General features: G+C 71.2%; 13 protein-coding genes. 11 read left to right on the top strand and 2 right to left on the bottom strand.

What is annotated here, in order from left to right; genetic code table 11:
• Nucleotides 1-79: 79 nt before the first annotated feature.
• Complete coding sequence (locus ACXYMW_RS09070) at nt 80-1162, bottom strand: AbrB family transcriptional regulator (RefSeq protein ID WP_459034993.1); 1083 nt, start codon at nt 1160-1162, stop codon at nt 80-82.
• A gap of 73 nt (nt 1163-1235) precedes the next feature.
• Between ACXYMW_RS09070 and ACXYMW_RS09065 the strand changes: the two genes are divergently transcribed.
• Both ACXYMW_RS09065 and ACXYMW_RS09060 read left to right on the top strand, forming a co-directional pair.
• Nucleotides 1236-1919, top strand: coding sequence for a GntR family transcriptional regulator (locus tag ACXYMW_RS09065; protein ID WP_459034992.1), 684 nt, complete (start codon nt 1236-1238; stop codon nt 1917-1919).
• A 20-nt stretch (nt 1920-1939) separates the two neighbouring features.
• The gene (locus ACXYMW_RS09060) at nt 1940-2236 is read left to right on the top strand and encodes an FAD-binding protein (protein WP_459034991.1); all 297 of its coding nucleotides are present in this window, start codon (nt 1940-1942) and stop codon (nt 2234-2236) included.
• A 544-nt stretch (nt 2237-2780) separates the two neighbouring features.
• Here the strand turns inward: ACXYMW_RS09060 and ACXYMW_RS09055 are convergent.
• Nucleotides 2781-3452: a GntR family transcriptional regulator gene (locus ACXYMW_RS09055; protein WP_459034990.1), complete on the bottom strand. Its 672-nt coding sequence runs from the start codon at nt 3450-3452 to the stop codon at nt 2781-2783.
• 159 nt (nt 3453-3611) lie between these two features.
• Between ACXYMW_RS09055 and ACXYMW_RS09050 the strand changes: the two genes are divergently transcribed.
• The 9 genes from ACXYMW_RS09050 (at nt 3612) to ACXYMW_RS09010 (ending at nt 14385) form a co-directional block, all read left to right on the top strand.
• Nucleotides 3612-4667, top strand: coding sequence for a zinc-dependent alcohol dehydrogenase (locus ACXYMW_RS09050; protein ID WP_459034989.1), 1056 nt, complete (start codon nt 3612-3614; stop codon nt 4665-4667).
• Nucleotides 4664-5665 carry an NAD(P)H-quinone oxidoreductase gene (locus tag ACXYMW_RS09045; protein ID WP_459034988.1) on the top strand — a complete coding sequence of 334 codons (1002 nt, stop codon included), beginning with the start codon at nt 4664-4666 and terminating at the stop codon, nt 5663-5665. Before ACXYMW_RS09050 ends, ACXYMW_RS09045 begins: the two co-directional genes overlap by 4 nt.
• Before the next feature lie 3 nt (nt 5666-5668).
• Complete coding sequence (locus ACXYMW_RS09040; protein ID WP_459034987.1) at nt 5669-7399, top strand: acetolactate synthase catalytic subunit; 1731 nt, start codon at nt 5669-5671, stop codon at nt 7397-7399.
• Between the two features lie 55 nt (nt 7400-7454).
• The gene (locus ACXYMW_RS09035) at nt 7455-8651 is read left to right on the top strand and encodes an ABC transporter substrate-binding protein (RefSeq protein WP_459034986.1); all 1197 of its coding nucleotides are present in this window, start codon (nt 7455-7457) and stop codon (nt 8649-8651) included.
• Nucleotides 8652-8735: 84 nt separating this feature from the next.
• Nucleotides 8736-9620 carry a branched-chain amino acid ABC transporter permease gene (locus ACXYMW_RS09030; protein ID WP_459034985.1) on the top strand — a complete coding sequence of 295 codons (885 nt, stop codon included), beginning with the start codon at nt 8736-8738 and terminating at the stop codon, nt 9618-9620.
• Nucleotides 9617-11431 carry a branched-chain amino acid ABC transporter ATP-binding protein/permease gene (locus ACXYMW_RS09025; RefSeq protein WP_459034984.1) on the top strand — a complete coding sequence of 605 codons (1815 nt, stop codon included), beginning with the start codon at nt 9617-9619 and terminating at the stop codon, nt 11429-11431. Before ACXYMW_RS09030 ends, ACXYMW_RS09025 begins: the two co-directional genes overlap by 4 nt.
• Nucleotides 11424-12128 (top strand): ABC transporter ATP-binding protein, encoded by a 705-nt coding sequence (locus ACXYMW_RS09020; protein WP_459034983.1) that lies wholly within the window; start codon nt 11424-11426, stop codon nt 12126-12128. Before ACXYMW_RS09025 ends, ACXYMW_RS09020 begins: the two co-directional genes overlap by 8 nt.
• 2 nt (nt 12129-12130) lie before the next feature.
• The gene (gene fabG / locus ACXYMW_RS09015) at nt 12131-12925 is read left to right on the top strand and encodes a 3-oxoacyl-ACP reductase FabG (protein WP_459034982.1); all 795 of its coding nucleotides are present in this window, start codon (nt 12131-12133) and stop codon (nt 12923-12925) included.
• Between the two features lie 23 nt (nt 12926-12948).
• The gene (locus ACXYMW_RS09010; protein ID WP_459034981.1) at nt 12949-14385 is read left to right on the top strand and encodes an aldehyde dehydrogenase family protein; all 1437 of its coding nucleotides are present in this window, start codon (nt 12949-12951) and stop codon (nt 14383-14385) included.

Below are 14385 nucleotides of genomic sequence, written 5' to 3'. Positions count from 1 at the left end.
TGCGGCTAGGACCAGTTCGAGCTGCAATTCGCCGACATCTTCGATCCGGTGAAGGCCACGGGCGCGCCCGAGACCATGATCAATCCCGAGGTCCGGCGCGGCCGCGACGCCTGATCCCGGCGACCATCGGCGCGCCGAGGATCACCAGCACGATCCGTGTCAGGTGGTGCGCGATGACGTAGCCGAGATCGGCGCCCGCGACGATGGCCAGGACCGTCATCTCGGCCTGGCCGCCCGGCGCGAAGGCGAGGAAGGCCTCGACATCGCCCGCCACCCCGAGCCAGGTCACCAGCGTGGCCGCGCCGGCCGCCAGCGCCGCCAGCACCGCCACGTAGGCCGCCCCGGCGGCGACGTCGCGGCCGAGCTCGCGCAGGGTGACGCCGGTGAAATGGACGCCGAGGCCGGCGCCGATGAAGAATTGTGCGGCAAGGATCGCCTCGGCCGGCGGACGGGTGTGGATCGCCCCGCCCAGCGTCAGGGCGCCGGCGACGATCAGCGGCCCGAGGATCGAGGCGCCGAACAGGCCGATGCGCTCCGCCCCCTTCCAGCCGATCAGCGCCGCCGCGACCATCAACGCCATCTCCGACAGCGGCAGCTCGGCGGCCGGCGCCCCCATCGGATTGTCGAGCGTGCTGCCATAGACCTGCACCAGCAGGATCGGCGCCAGCGTGACGATGAACAGCACCCGGGTGGCGTGGATCAGCGACAGCGCCCGGGCATCGCCGCCGGCCTCGATGCCGAAGATCACCATGTCCTGCAGCCCGCCCGGCATCGCCGCGTAATAGGCGGTGGCGCGGTCGAAGCCCCAGACCCGGCGGAAGAACGGGATGCCGACGGCGCCGATCACCGCGATGAAGACCGGCACCATGGCGATCGACAGCGCCATTTCGGGCACCCGGCCCAGCACCGCCGGGGTGAGCGAGGCACCGACCGCGACGCCGAGGATCGTCCGCGCGCCCACCGAGACCTGCCCGAAATCCGCCAGCGGCACCCGGCAGAGCGCCGCGGCGAGGCAGGCGAAGAGCGGCCCGAAGAGGAACGGCAGGGGCAGGCCGGCGGCGTGGAAGGCGGCGGTGCCGGCCGCCGCCACGGCAAGCGTGATGGCGCGCCGCGTCCAGGGGGACCATGCCTCGGCGGTCTCGGATCTCGGCGCGCCGGACATGGCGTACTCCCGCAGGTTGACATCCTCTGCATCCGTTTGTATCCAACTGCACACAAACTGCAAGGGGGAACCCGTGGCGCGCGGTGACGACACATCCGGAGAGGGCCAGGGGCAGCAGACCTACCGCCGCCTGCTCGACGAGATCCGGCAGGGGCGGCTGACCTCCGGCGACCGGCTGCGCGAGATCGAGCTGTCGGAGCGGCTCGGCGTCAGCCGCACCCCGGTGCGCGAAGCGATCCGCCAGCTCGAGGCCGACGGCCTGATCACCCATGTGCCGCGGCAGGGCGCCACCATCCGGGCGCTCGACTACGCCGAGGTGATGGAGCTCTACGAGATGCGCGCCGTGCTCGAGGGCACCGCGGCGCGGCTCGCCGCCCGCGCCGCCTCGGCGCTGGAGATCGAGGAGTTGGCGGCGCTGAACGACGAGCTGGCCGGGCTCGGCACCGATCCGCGCGCCGTCGAGCTCAACCGCCAGTTCCACGCCGCCCTGCTCGATGCCGCCAAGAACCGCTTCCTCGCGCGCTCGATGCAGAGCCTGCAGCGCGCGCTGATGATCCTCGGGCCGACCACCCTGACCGAACCCGACCGCGCCGCCGCGGCGGTGACCGAGCACCGCGCGGTGCTCGAGGCGCTCGCCGCCCGCGACGGCGCCGCGGCCGAGGCAGCCATGCGCGCCCATATCGAGGCGGCGCAGCGCGTCCGCGTCCGCGCCGTGCGCGCCCGCACCGTGCCTCTCGACGATGGAGACCTGCTTTAGGCGACCAATACGACGTCGCAGTGATCGGCGGCGGCAACGCCGCGCTCCGCGCCGCCATCGAGGCCGCCGAGGCCGGCGCCCGGGTTCTGATCCTCGAGGCCGCGCCGAAGCCCTGCCACGGCGGCAATTCGCGCCACATCCGCAACTTCCGCTGCTTGCATGGCGGGCCGGCACAGCTCGCCCGCACGGCGATCCGGCTCGCTGAGGACTGCCTGCCGTGGATGGAGGCGCACTGCGTCCGCTTCCGGCCCGCGCTCTCGGGCACGCTGTCGCGCGCACCAACGCCTGCCTCATGGGCGGCGGCAAGACGTAGTTAACGCCTAGTAGCGCATTGCCAACGCGCTCACCGCCACCGCGGCCGCGTTCAACGCCGCCTGCGGCGACACCTCCGACTTCCACCCGACGGGACGGCGTGGCGACCACCGGCCGGACGACGCCCAAGACCAACTGGGCCCGGCCGCGCACCGAACCGCCGTTTTACGGCACTCGCTTAAGACCGGCGTCACCGTCACCTATCTCGGGCTGAAGGTCGACCGCTGCGGGCCATGCGCCACCGCGTCGGGCCCGATCCGCAACCTCACAGTGCAGGATCGTGCCCGAGGCGGTCGAGGCAAAGCACAGCCGGAAGCCCGTCAGCACCGCGGGCGCCTGTCCCGCGATGCGTCCGAAGACGGTGCCGATGGTCACGCCGAACCCGGCGAGGTCGCCCTGCCGAGCTGCGCCACGACAGCTGGGACGCCTTCGCCTGGCCCGGCGGGCTGGCCCGCGCCGCCCACCGCTCCGGACGACTTTGTTGTTGACCACGGCTAGACGGCTTGCGCTTCCCTCGATCTCCGAACTGATGCGCGCGTGTCTCAGCCGTCATTTCCCGGCGACATGATTTAGAAGCCCTTGGCCGCCCATCTCGATGTCGAAGCGGATGCCGGCGGCGGCGGCCTCCGGGTCGCGCCGGCGCAGCGCCTCCAGCACCCGTTCGTGCGGGTGCGGCACCCAGTTCTCGGGCACGCCGGCGTCATAGAGATGCGACAGGATCGGGCCGCAGCGTGCCCAGAGGTTCTCCACAAGATCGTAGGTGATCGGCATGCGCCCGGCGCGGCAGAGCGCGAGGTGGAATTCGGTGTTGAGATGCACCGCGTCGTCGAAGTTCGCTGCCGCGTGGCACTCCGCGATGCCGGCCTGGATGCTCTCGAGCGCGGCGATCTCCTCCTCGGTGGCGGCGGTGGCGGCGGCGGCGGCGGTGTTGCCCTCGAGGTCCATGCGGATGCCGCGGATCTCCAGCAGTTGCGGCAGGGTCAGCTGAGGCACCGTGGCGGTGCCGCGCTCGTCGAAGATCATCGCGCGCTCGAAGACCAGCCGCAGCAGCGCCTCGCGCATCGGCGTCAGCGAGATGCCGAAGCGTTCCGACATCGGCCGCAGGCGCATCCGCTCTCCCGGCTTCAGCTGGCCGCGCATCAGCGCGCCGCGAATCGCCAGGTAGGCCCGGTCGCTGAGGTTCTCGCGTTCGAGAGGACGGGCCCAATCGTCTGATCCCACGGCAGATTTCGCAATGTTCGCCGAGTGTCTTGACATCTGCCCCGCTCCTTCTGCATCGTCTGTTATAACAAATAAAACATAACGGACACTGACGCCACCCTTTCATCGTGACACGCCGGCCCGGCGCCGCAAAGGCGGAAGGACGGAGGAGACAGACCCATGCTTGCCCTGCGCAAGACCCGGCCCGCGCCCGGCGCGGAGCTGGTCGAGACCGGCTTTGCCGACCGCCTGCCCGCGCCGGGCATGGTGGAGGTCGCGGTCGGTGCCGCGGGCATCTGCGGCAGCGACCTGCACGCGGTGGCCTGGGACGCCGGCTACGGCTTCATGGCCGAGCACCTGCCGGTGACCATCGGGCACGAATTCGCCGGCACGGTGACCGCCGTGGGGGCCGGGGTCGCCAACCGCAGCGCGGGCGAGCGCGTGGTCTGCTGGCCGACGCTGACCTGCGGTAGCTGTCCGGGCTGCACCGCCGGCCGGCCTTCGGCCTGCGAGGCACGGCAGATCGTCGGGCTGCACCGCGACGGCGGCTTCGCCGAACGGGTGCGGGTGCCGGCCTCGACCCTGCACCCGATCCCCGAGGCGCTGGCCTTCGACCGCGCCGCGTTGGCCGAACCGCTGGCGATCGCGGTGAACGCGGTCGATCTGGCCGAGATCGCGCCGGGCGACCGGGTGGTGGTGCTGGGCCCGGGACCGATCGGCGCGGCCTCTGCCGTGGTGGCGCAGGACCGCGGCGCCGAGGTGCTGCTGGTCGGCCTGAACGACACCGCGCGGCTGGAAGTCGCCGGCCGGCTGGGCCTCGCGCGGCGCCATGACCTGGCCGACGGGACGCTGGACGCGGCCCTGACGCGCGCCTTCGGCGGCAGCGCCGACCGGGTGATCGAGGCCAGCGGCGCAGCGGCCTCCGTAGGGCAGGGGTTGGCGGCGCTGCGGCCCGAGGGCGTTCTCGTGGTCGCCGGCATCCACGCCCGTCCGGCCGAGATCGACCTTGCCCAGCTGGTGCGCGGCAAGAAGCAGATCCGCGGCGCCCATGACACCACGCCGGCGGCCTTCGCCGCGGCGCTTGACCTGCTTACCCGCGAAGGGCCGCGGCTCGACGCGCTGATCACCCACAGGCTGCCGCTGTCGCGGGGCCTCGACGCGCTGGAGCTGGCGCGCGGCGGCACGGCGATGAAGGTGCTGCTCCAACCCGACATGACCGAAGGACCAATCGAATGACCGAGACGACGAGGGCGGTGATCGCGGAGGGGGCCGGTGGCCCCGAGGTGCTGCGCGTGGTGAGCCGCCCGCGCCCCGAACCCGGCCCCGGCCAGCTCCTGATCGAGGTGCGCGCCGCGGGCGTGAACCGCCCCGACGTGATGCAGCGGCAGGGCAACTACCCGCCGCCGCCGGGCGCCTCCGAGGTCTTCGGGCTGGAACTTGCCGGCGTCGTGGCGGCGCTGGGGGAGGGGGTCGAGGGCTTTGCCCCGGGCGACCGGGTGATGGGGCTGGTGCATTCCGGTGCCTATGCCGACTGGGCGGTGCTCGACGCCGCCATCGCCATCCCGGTGCCCGAGGGTCTGAGCATGGCCGAGGCCGGGGCGATCCCCGAGACCTTCTTCACCGTCTGGTCCAACGTGTTCGAGCGCGCCGCGCTGCAGCCGGGCGAGACCCTGCTGATCCACGGCGGCACCTCGGGCATCGGCACCACGGCGATCCAGCTTGCCAAGGCGCGCGGCTCCACCGTCATCGTGACCGCCGGCAGCGCCGAGAAATGCGCCGCCGCCACGACGCTCGGCGCCGATCACGCGATCAACTACCGCGAGACCGATTTCGTCGCAGCGGCGCGCGAGATGACCGGCGGCACCGGCCCCGACGTGATCCTCGACATGGTCGGCGGGCCCTACCTGCAGCGCAACATCGAGCTTCTGGCCCCAGACGGCCGGATCTCGCAGATCGCCTTCCAGCAGGGCAGCAAGGCCGAACTCGACCTGCTGCCGCTGCTGATGAAGCGCGGCACGCTGACCGCCTCCACGCTGCGCGCGCGGCCGGTGGCGATGAAGGCAAAGCTCGCCCGCGCGCTGATCGAGAACGTGGTGCCGCTCCTCGCCGAGGGGCGGGTGAAGCCGCCGATCGACAGCACCTATCCGCTGGCCGAGGTCACCGCCGCTCATGCCCGCATGGATGGTGGCCAGCACGTCGGCAAGATCGTGCTCCTGATGAACGGCGAGGCCTGAGCGATGACCCGACACGACACCCCGACCCGCAACGTCACCGGCGCGCAGATCATGGCCGCGGCGCTGGCGCGGCACGGCGTGACCGAGATCTTCGGCCAGTCGCTGCCCTCGGCGCTGATCCTCGCCGCACCCGATCACGGCATCCGGCAGGTCGGCTACCGCACCGAGAACGGCGGCGCGGCGATGGCCGACGCCTATGCCCGCGTTTCCGGCAAGGTGCCGGTGGTCACGGCGCAGAACGGACCGGCCGCGACGCTACTGGTGCCGGGTCTGGCCGAGGCGCAGAAGGCCTCCGTGCCGGTGGTGGCGATCGTGCAGGACGTGCACCGCAAGTTCACCGATCGCAACGCCTTCCAGGAAATGGACCACTTCGCGCTCTTCGGCGGCGTGTCGAAATGGGTGCGCCGGGTCGCCGATGTCTCGCGCATCGACGATTACGTCGACATGGCCTTCACCGCGGCGGCCTCGGGACGGCCGGGGCCGGCGGTGCTGATGGTGCCGGTGGACCTGCTCGACGAGCGGCCCGACCTGTCGGCCGAGGCGCCGCGGCGGCAGGCCGACCTCGGGCGTTGGCCGCTCGACCGCATGGGCGCGGATCCGGCGCGGGTGGCCGAGGCGGCGGCGCTGCTGGCCGGGGCCGAGCGGCCGGTGGTGATCGCCGGCGGCGGCGTGCACGGCAGCGGCGCGGTGGCGGAGCTCGGACGGTTGCAGGAGCTGGGCCTGCCGGTGGCGACCACGGTGATGGGCAAGGGCGCGGTGGCGGAGACGCATCCGCTCTCGCTCGGCGTGGTGGGCTACTTCATGGCGCCCGGCGCGCGCGCCGCGCACCAGCGCGAGCTGGTCACCGGGGCCGACGTGGTGCTGCTGGTCGGCAACCGCACCAACCAGAACGGCACCGACAGCTGGCAGCTCTACCCGCAGGACGCGCGCTACATCCATATCGACATCGACGGGGCCGAGATCGGCCGCAACTACGAGGCGTTGCGCCTCAAGGGCGACGCCAAGCTGACACTGGCGGCGCTGGCCGAGGCGCTGGAGGCGGCGGGCACATCCGCGATGGCGTCGCGGCGCAGCGCGCTGGAGGCCCGCATCGCCGAGGGCCGGGCGGCGCATCGCCGCGACCTCGACACGCTGATCGACTGGGACGCGGCGCCGCTGCGCCCGGAGCGGCTGATGCGCGACCTCGACGCGGTGCTGCCGGAGGACGCCATCGCGGTGGCCGACGCCTCCTATGCCTCGATCTGGGTCGCCAACGGGCTGACGGCGAAGCGCGCCGGGCAGCGGTTCATCACGCCGCGCGGCCTCGCGGGGCTTGGCTGGGGGCTGCCCTTCGCGCTCGGCGCCAAGGCGGCGCGGCCCGATGCGCCGGTGGTCTGCCTGACCGGCGACGGCGGCTTCGGCCACGTCTGGGGCGAGCTCGAGACCGCGCGGCGGATGGATCTGCCGGTTGTGGTGATCGTGCTCAACAATCAGATCCTCGGCTACCAGAAGCACGCCGAGCTGAGCCTCTTCGGCGCCCATACCGATGTCGTGCATTTCACCGCCGTCGATCACGCGGCGATCGCCCGCGCGGTCGGCTGCGAGGGCGTGCGCGTCGACCGGCCGGAGGACTTCGCGCCGGCGCTGGAGGCGGCGATGGGCCGCGACACGGTGACGGTGATCGACGTCGTGACCGACGAGCGCGCGCACCCGCCGATCACCTCGTTCATGGGCAAGGACGCCCTCGACTACTGAGCTCGACACGGGCGGGCCGGGGAGGCGCCGCCACAACCCAAAGGGAGGAGACATCATGACGTTCAAGGGATTGCTGACCGCGACCGCGGTATCGGCGCTGCTCGCCGGAGCGGCACAGGCCGAGGTGAAGTTCGGTGCGCTGTTCCCGTTCTCGGGCAGCCTGGCGCTGCTGGGCGAGGAAAGCTACCGCGGCGTGGAGATCGCCGTGGACGAGATCAACGCCGCAGGCGGCGTGCAGGGCGAGCCGGTGGAGCTGGTGCGCGGCGATGCCGTCGACAACAACCAGGCCATCGGCGAGGCCCGCCGGCTGATCAGCCGCGAAGGCGTCGTGGCGATCCTCGGCACCTATTCCTCCTCGCGCTCCATCGCCGCGAGCCAGGTCGCGGAGCTCTCGGGCATCCCCTATTTCGAGCTCGGCGCGGTGGCCGATGAGGTGACCAGCCGCGGCCTGCAATACCTCTTCCGCACCAACCCGACCGCGGAGTCGATGGGCATCATGATCGTCGACATGATCCTCGAGCAGATCGCGCCGGGCCTCGGCGTGGAGCCGGGCGAACTGACCGTGGGCGTGATCCACGAAGACAGCGCCTACGGCACCTCGGTCGCGGGCCATCAGGAGCGCTACGGCGAGGAGAAGGGCCTCAACATCGTCACCGTGCAGGGCTATCCGGCGAACACCGTCGACATGTCCTCGCTGGTGCTCGACCTGAAGGACCGCGGCGTCGACGTGGTGCTGCAGACCTCCTACCAGAACGATTCCGTGCTGTTCCTCAACCAGTCCGCCGAGGCCGGGTTCGCGCCGAAGGCGGTGATCGGCGGCGGCGGCGGCTATTCGCTGACTGCCACGGCCGAGGCGGTGGGCGAGAAGATGGAGGGCGTCTACGACGTCGACTTCACGCAATACGCCGTCAACACCGAGTTCACGCCGGGCCTCGAGGAGTTCCTGACCGCCTATCAGGAGAAATACGGCGAGGATCCGCGTTCGGGCCATTCGCTGAACAACTACGTCGGCGCGCTGGCGGTGCTGCAGGGCATCGACGCCGGCGAGGGGCTCGAGGCCGACCAGATCGTCGCGGCGATGCAGGCGGTCGACGTGGCCGAGGGCGAGACCGCCGCGGGCTATGGTATCAAGTTCGGTGAGAACAACCAGAACGAGCGCGCGATGATGATGGGCATGCAGTGGCAGGACGGCAAGCTCGTCACCGTCTACCCCGCGGACGCCGCCGTCGCCGAGCCGATCATCGGCCAGTAAGCCCCCGGACGGCCCGGGCCGCCTGCGCATGCTCCCCGCGCGCGGCCCGGTGCCTTGCCAATCCTACCCGGAGACCCGGCAGTCATGGACACCTTCCTGCAAGTCGTCGCCAACGGGCTGATGCTGGGCGGGCTCTTCGCCATCGTGGCGGTGGGCCTCACGCTCATCTTCGGCATCGTCAAGGTGATCAACTTCGCCCACGGCGAATTCCTCATGGTTGGGATGTACCTGACCTTCCTGCTCAGCACCAAGGGCGGCATGCATCCCTACCTGACCGCCGCCGCTGTCGTGCCGGCGCTCTTCGTGATGGGCGCGCTGACCCAGCGGCTGCTGATCCAGCCGCTGATGGCGGCGCGCGACGAGCACGTGCAGATCTTCGCCACGGTCGGGCTGTCGACCGCGCTGATCAATCTCGCGCTGCTGATCTTCGGCGCCGACATCGCCAACACGCCGACCTCGGGCGTGCGCGAGATGGTCACGCTGGGCCCCGTGCGGGTGCTGACCGGGCAGCTTTGGGTGTTCGGCGCGGCGATCGCGCTGGTCGTCGGCCTGCAGGTCTTCATGAAGTCGACCCGCACCGGCCGCGCCATCCGCGCCACCGCGCAGAACCGCGCCGCCGCTCGCCTGATGGGCATCGACGACCGCTTCGTCTACGTGCTGACCTTCGGCCTGGGCGCCGCCTGCGTCGGCCTCGGCTCGGTGCTGATCGCGCCGCTCTACCCGGCCTCGCCGACCATCGGCACCTACTTCGTGCTGATCGCCTTCGTCTGCACCGTGCTGGGCGGGCTCGGTTCGATCCCCGGCGCCTTTTTCGGCGCGCTGGTGATCGGCCTCGTCGACGCGCTCTCGGGCTTCTACGTCGGCTCCGACCTGCGCGAGGCGGTGGTCTTCGGGATCTTCCTGCTGATCCTCATCCTGAAACCCTCGGGGCTCTTCGGCACCCGCATGAACCTGAGCCACGTCTCATGACCGACACCACCATGACCCAGACCGCCCCCGCCGGCCGCCTGTCGGGCCAGAAGCTCGGCCTTGGCGCGCTCGCGATCCTGCTGGTGGCGCTGTTCGTTACCCCGGTGGCGATGGACGACCCCTTCGTCTACCACATCTTCATCACCATCTGCATCTTTGCGGCGCTGTCGACGGCGTGGAACATCGTCGGCGGCTACGCCGGGCAGCTCTCGCTCGGCCATGCGATCTTCTACGGCATCGGCGGCTACGCGGGCGTGATGCTCACCAACCTCGGCATCACGCCCTGGATCGGCATGTTCGCCGGCGCCGGCATCGCCGCGCTGGTGGCGCTGGTGATCTCCTGGCCCTGCTTCCGCCTGCACGGGCCGTTCTTCGCGCTCGCCACCATCGCGTTTCTGGAAGTGTTCCGCGTCCTCGCGCTGCATTTCCGCGACCTGACCGGCGGCGCCACCGGCCTGATGATCCCGCTCGAGATCGGCTGGGAGTGGATGGTCTTCCGCGAACGCCTGCCGGCGCTGATCATCGCCTTCGGCATGATGCTGGTCTGCCTCGGCGTGGCCTGGGCGATCCGCTCCAACCGGCTGGGCTTCTACCTCGTCGCCACACGCGAACGCGAGAGCGCGGCGCGGGCCGCCGGCGTGCGCACGGTGCGGGTGCGGCTGGTCGCGGTGGCGATCTCGGCGGCGCTGTCGGCGATGGTCGGCACCTTCCATGCGATGTACCTGAGCTACATCGAGCCGGCGTCGATGTTCTCGCTGCAGTTCTCCATCCAGATCGCCATGTTCGCGCTGATCGGCGGCATCGGCACGGTCTGGGGGCCGCTCCTCGGCGCGGTGCTTCTGGTGCCGATCACCGAGTTCGCGCGCGGCGCGCTTGGGGCCGAGGCCATCGGCCTGCACGGCTTCGTCTACGGCGTGGTGCTGATGTTGGTGGTGCTTTTCCTGCCGAACGGCATCGTCGGGCTGGGCCAGAAGCTCGCAGGCGCGCGCCGCGCTGCGCCCGGCCAGGCTGGCGCCATCGCGACCGAGGCCGCCGCCGCCACCGCCGCGCCGCCCGCCGAGGCTCGCGTGCCGGGGCAGGAGGTGATGCGCGTCGAGGGGCTGCAGAAGCATTTCGGCGGCCTGCACGTCACCAACGACGTGGGCTTCACCCTGCGCGAGGGCGAGATCCTCGGCGTCATCGGTCCCAACGGCGCCGGCAAGACGACGGTGTTCAACATGATCTCGGGCTTCCTGCCGCCGGATCAGGGCACCGTCTCGGTGCGCGCGCCCGATGGCAGCTGGCAGCAGCCCGCGAGCCCCGGCGACTTCGCCGCGCTCGGTGTCGGCCGGACCTTCCAGATCGTTCAGCCCTTCGCGGCGATGACGGTCGAGGAGAACATCATGGTCGGCGCCTTCCACCGCCACGCCAATGTCTCCGACGCCCGCGAGGCGGCGCGCGAGACGGCGCACCGCATGGGGCTCGGCCACTACCTCGACACCGAGGCGGCGAGCCTGACCATCGGCGGGCTGAAGCGGCTCGAAGTGGCGCGGGTGATGGCGATGCAGCCGCGGGTGCTGCTGCTCGACGAGGTGATGGCCGGTCTCAACCAGACCGACGTGCGCCGTGCCGTCGACCTGATGCTGTCGATCCGCGACACCGGCGTGTCGATCATCGCCATCGAGCACGTCATGCAGGCGGTGATGTCGCTCTCCGACCGCGTCATCGTGATCAACTCCGGCCAGATCATCGCGCAGGGCGACCCGCAGAAGGTGGTGCGCGACCCGCAGGTGATCGAGGCCTATCTGGGCAAGGAGTTTACCCATGCTTGAGGTCAGCGGAGTCGACGCGGGTTACGGCGCCACGGTGATCCTTCAGGACGTGTCGCTGAAGGTCGATCCCGGCGAGGTCGTCACCATCGTCGGCGCCAACGGCGCCGGCAAGACCACCTTTCTGCGCACCATCTCGGGCCTCGTGACGCCACGCCGCGGCAGCGTCACCTTCGAGGGGCGCGACATCACCAAACTGGCGGCGCACCAGATTGTCGATCTCGGCATCACGCTGATCCCGGAGGGGCGGCAGCTCTTCCCGGACATGACGGTGCGCGAGAACCTGTTGATGGGGGCCTATCGCCGCCACGCGCGGGACCGGCAGGCCGACACGCTCGACGAGGTGCTGGCGCTGTTTCCCCGGCTGGGCGAGCGGCTGGAGCAGCATGCCAGCTCGCTCTCCGGCGGCGAGCAGCAGATGGTCGCCATCGCGCGCGGCATGATGGCGCGGCCGAAACTGCTGATGTTCGACGAGCCGTCGCTCGGCCTCGCGCCCATCGTGGTGGCGCAGGTCTTCGAGGTGATCGAACGCGTCGCCGCTGCCGGCACCACGGTGCTGATCGTGGAACAGAACGTCTATCACACGCTGAAGGCGGCGGATCGCGGCTACGTGCTGGAGAACGGCCGCACCGTGCTTAATGACACTGCCGAGGCGCTCTTGGTCAACGACCACGTGCGCCAGGCCTATCTGGGGATATGAGCATGCCCGACAGGGAAGTGACGGCCGCGCGCCACGCCGCGCGCGACAGCCACGCCGGCAGGCGGGTGCTGGTCACCGGCGCCGCCAAGGGCATCGGGCTGGCGCTGGCAGAGGCCTTCGCGCGGCGCGGCGCGGTGGTGGGCGTGCTCGACATCGACGCGGCCGAGGTCGCGGCGGCGGTGGCCGGCCTGCCGGGGCAGGGCGTGGCGATGACGGCCGACGTGGGCGACTACGACGCGCTGGCCGAGGCCATCGCGAAGGCCGAGGCCGAGATCGGCGGCGGCTTCGACGCGCTGATCAACAATGCCGGCATCTCGCCCAAGCACCAGGGCCGCGCCCACAAGGTCTGGGAGATGGACCCGGCGGAATGGCGGCGGGTGGTCGACGTCAACCTGACCGGCACCTTCAACGGCGTGCGGGCGCTTGCCCCCGGCATGATCGAACGCGGCGGGGGCTCGATCGTCAACACCTCCTCGGTTGCGGGTAAAACCTTCTTTCCCATCGTCGCCAGCCACTACGCCGCCACCAAGTCGGCGATCATCGGCCTGACCAAGCACTGGGCGGGCGAGCTCGGCCCGCACGGCATCCGCGTCAACGCGCTGGCGCCGGGACGCATCGCCACGCCGATGGTGAACGGCGTCGCCCCGGAGGTGAACGCGGCCGAGGTCGCGCGCACCCCGCTCGGCCGGCTGGGCGAGCCCGCCGAGGTCGCCGACGTGGCGCTCTGGCTGACCTCGCCCGAGGCGAGCTTCGTGACCGGGCAGACGATCGACGTCGCCGGCGGCCTCTGCATGTGACCTGACCTCCAAGGATTTCTTCCATGACCTTCCACAACGTCATCGGCGGCGCGCCGGCCGAGGCCGCCGACCTGTTCGAGAACATCAACCCCTCCGACACCCGCGACGTAATCGGGCGCTACGCCCGGGGCGGCGCGGCCGAGGTCGACGCCGCGGTGGCGGCGGCGCGGGCCGCGCAGCCGGGCTGGGCCGCCGCCGGGCCGCAGCTGCGCTACGACGTGCTGCGCCGCGCCGCCGACGAGGTGCTGGCCCGGGCCGAGGAGCTGGGTCGCGAACTGGCCCGCGAGGAGGGCAAGACCCTGGCCGAGGGCCGCGGCGAGGCGGTGCGCGCCGGTCAGGTGCTGGCCTTCTTCGCCGGCGAATGTCTGCGCCCGGGCGGCGAGGCGCTGCCTTCGGTCCGGCCCGGCGTCGAGGTTCAGGTGAACCGGGAGCCGGTGGGCGTGGTGGGCCTCATCACGCCGTGGAACTTCCCCATCGCCATCCCGGCCTGGAAGATCGCGCCGGCGCTCGCCTGGGGCAACGCGGTGGTCTTCAAGCCCGCCGAACTGGTGCCCGGCTCGGCCTGGGCGCTGGTCGACATCCTGCACCGTGCCGGACTGCCCGCCGGGGTGCTGAACCTCGTCATGGGGCCGGGCCGCGCGGTCGGCGCGCGCATCGCCGAGCATCCCGGCATCGACGCGGTGAGCTTCACCGGCTCCACCGCCACCGGGCGCGGCATCGCCGCGGCCTGCGTGAGCTCGACCCCGATGAAGAAGGTGCAGCTCGAGATGGGGGGCAAGAACCCGCTCGTGGTGCTCGACGACGCCGACCTCGATCTGGCGGTGGAGACCGCGGCACAGGGCGCCTTCTTCTCGACCGGGCAGCGCTGCACCGCCTCGTCGCGGCTGATCGTGACCGAGGGCATCCACGACCGCTTCGTCGCCGCTCTGACCGCGCGGATGCAGGCGCTGCGGGTGGGCCACGCGCTGGAGGACGGCACCGAGATCGGACCCGTTGTCGACCGCCGGCAGCTCGACACCGACCTGCGCTACCTGGAGATCGGCACCCGCGAGGGCGCGGTGCTGACCGGCGGCCGGGAGCTGGAAGGCCAGACGCCGGGCTTCTACCTCGAACCCGCGCTCTTCACAGAGGTCAGCAACGACATGACCATCGCGCGGGAGGAGATCTTCGGCCCCGTCGCCTGCGTCATCCGGGTCAGGGACTACGAGGCCGCGCTCGCCTGCGCCAACGACACCGAGTTCGGGCTGTCTTCGGGCATCGTCACCACCTCGCTGAAACACGCGTCGCATTTCCGCGCCAACGCGCAGGCCGGCATGGTGATGGTCAACCTGCCGACCGCAGGTGTGGACTACCATGTGCCCTTCGGCGGTCGGAAGGCCTCGAGCTTCGGCCCGCGCGAGCAAGGGGTCCATGCCCGCGAGTTCTACACCACCGTCAAGACCGCCTACACCCTGCCCTGA

This window comes from Roseivivax sp. CAU 1761, from assembly GCF_054482755.1.
The sequence above is the reverse complement of the archived record's forward strand: the minus strand, read 5'-3'. Positions and strand labels throughout refer to the sequence as shown.

Excerpts from the sequence above, each read along its gene's own strand:
- ACXYMW_RS09070 (WP_459034993.1), bottom strand. The coding sequence starts at position 1,162 with ATGTCCGGCGCGCCGAGATCCGAGACCGCCGAGGCATGGTCCCCCTGG.
- ACXYMW_RS09050 (WP_459034989.1), top strand. The coding sequence starts at position 3,612 with ATGCTTGCCCTGCGCAAGACCCGGCCCGCGCCCGGCGCGGAGCTGGTC.
- ACXYMW_RS09045 (WP_459034988.1), top strand. The coding sequence starts at position 4,664 with ATGACCGAGACGACGAGGGCGGTGATCGCGGAGGGGGCCGGTGGCCCC.
- ACXYMW_RS09040 (WP_459034987.1), top strand. The coding sequence starts at position 5,669 with ATGACCCGACACGACACCCCGACCCGCAACGTCACCGGCGCGCAGATC.
- ACXYMW_RS09035 (WP_459034986.1), top strand. The coding sequence starts at position 7,455 with ATGACGTTCAAGGGATTGCTGACCGCGACCGCGGTATCGGCGCTGCTC.
- ACXYMW_RS09030 (WP_459034985.1), top strand. The coding sequence starts at position 8,736 with ATGGACACCTTCCTGCAAGTCGTCGCCAACGGGCTGATGCTGGGCGGG.
- ACXYMW_RS09025 (WP_459034984.1), top strand. The coding sequence starts at position 9,617 with ATGACCGACACCACCATGACCCAGACCGCCCCCGCCGGCCGCCTGTCG.
- ACXYMW_RS09020 (WP_459034983.1), top strand. The coding sequence starts at position 11,424 with ATGCTTGAGGTCAGCGGAGTCGACGCGGGTTACGGCGCCACGGTGATC.
- fabG (WP_459034982.1), top strand. The coding sequence starts at position 12,131 with ATGCCCGACAGGGAAGTGACGGCCGCGCGCCACGCCGCGCGCGACAGC.
- ACXYMW_RS09010 (WP_459034981.1), top strand. The coding sequence starts at position 12,949 with ATGACCTTCCACAACGTCATCGGCGGCGCGCCGGCCGAGGCCGCCGAC.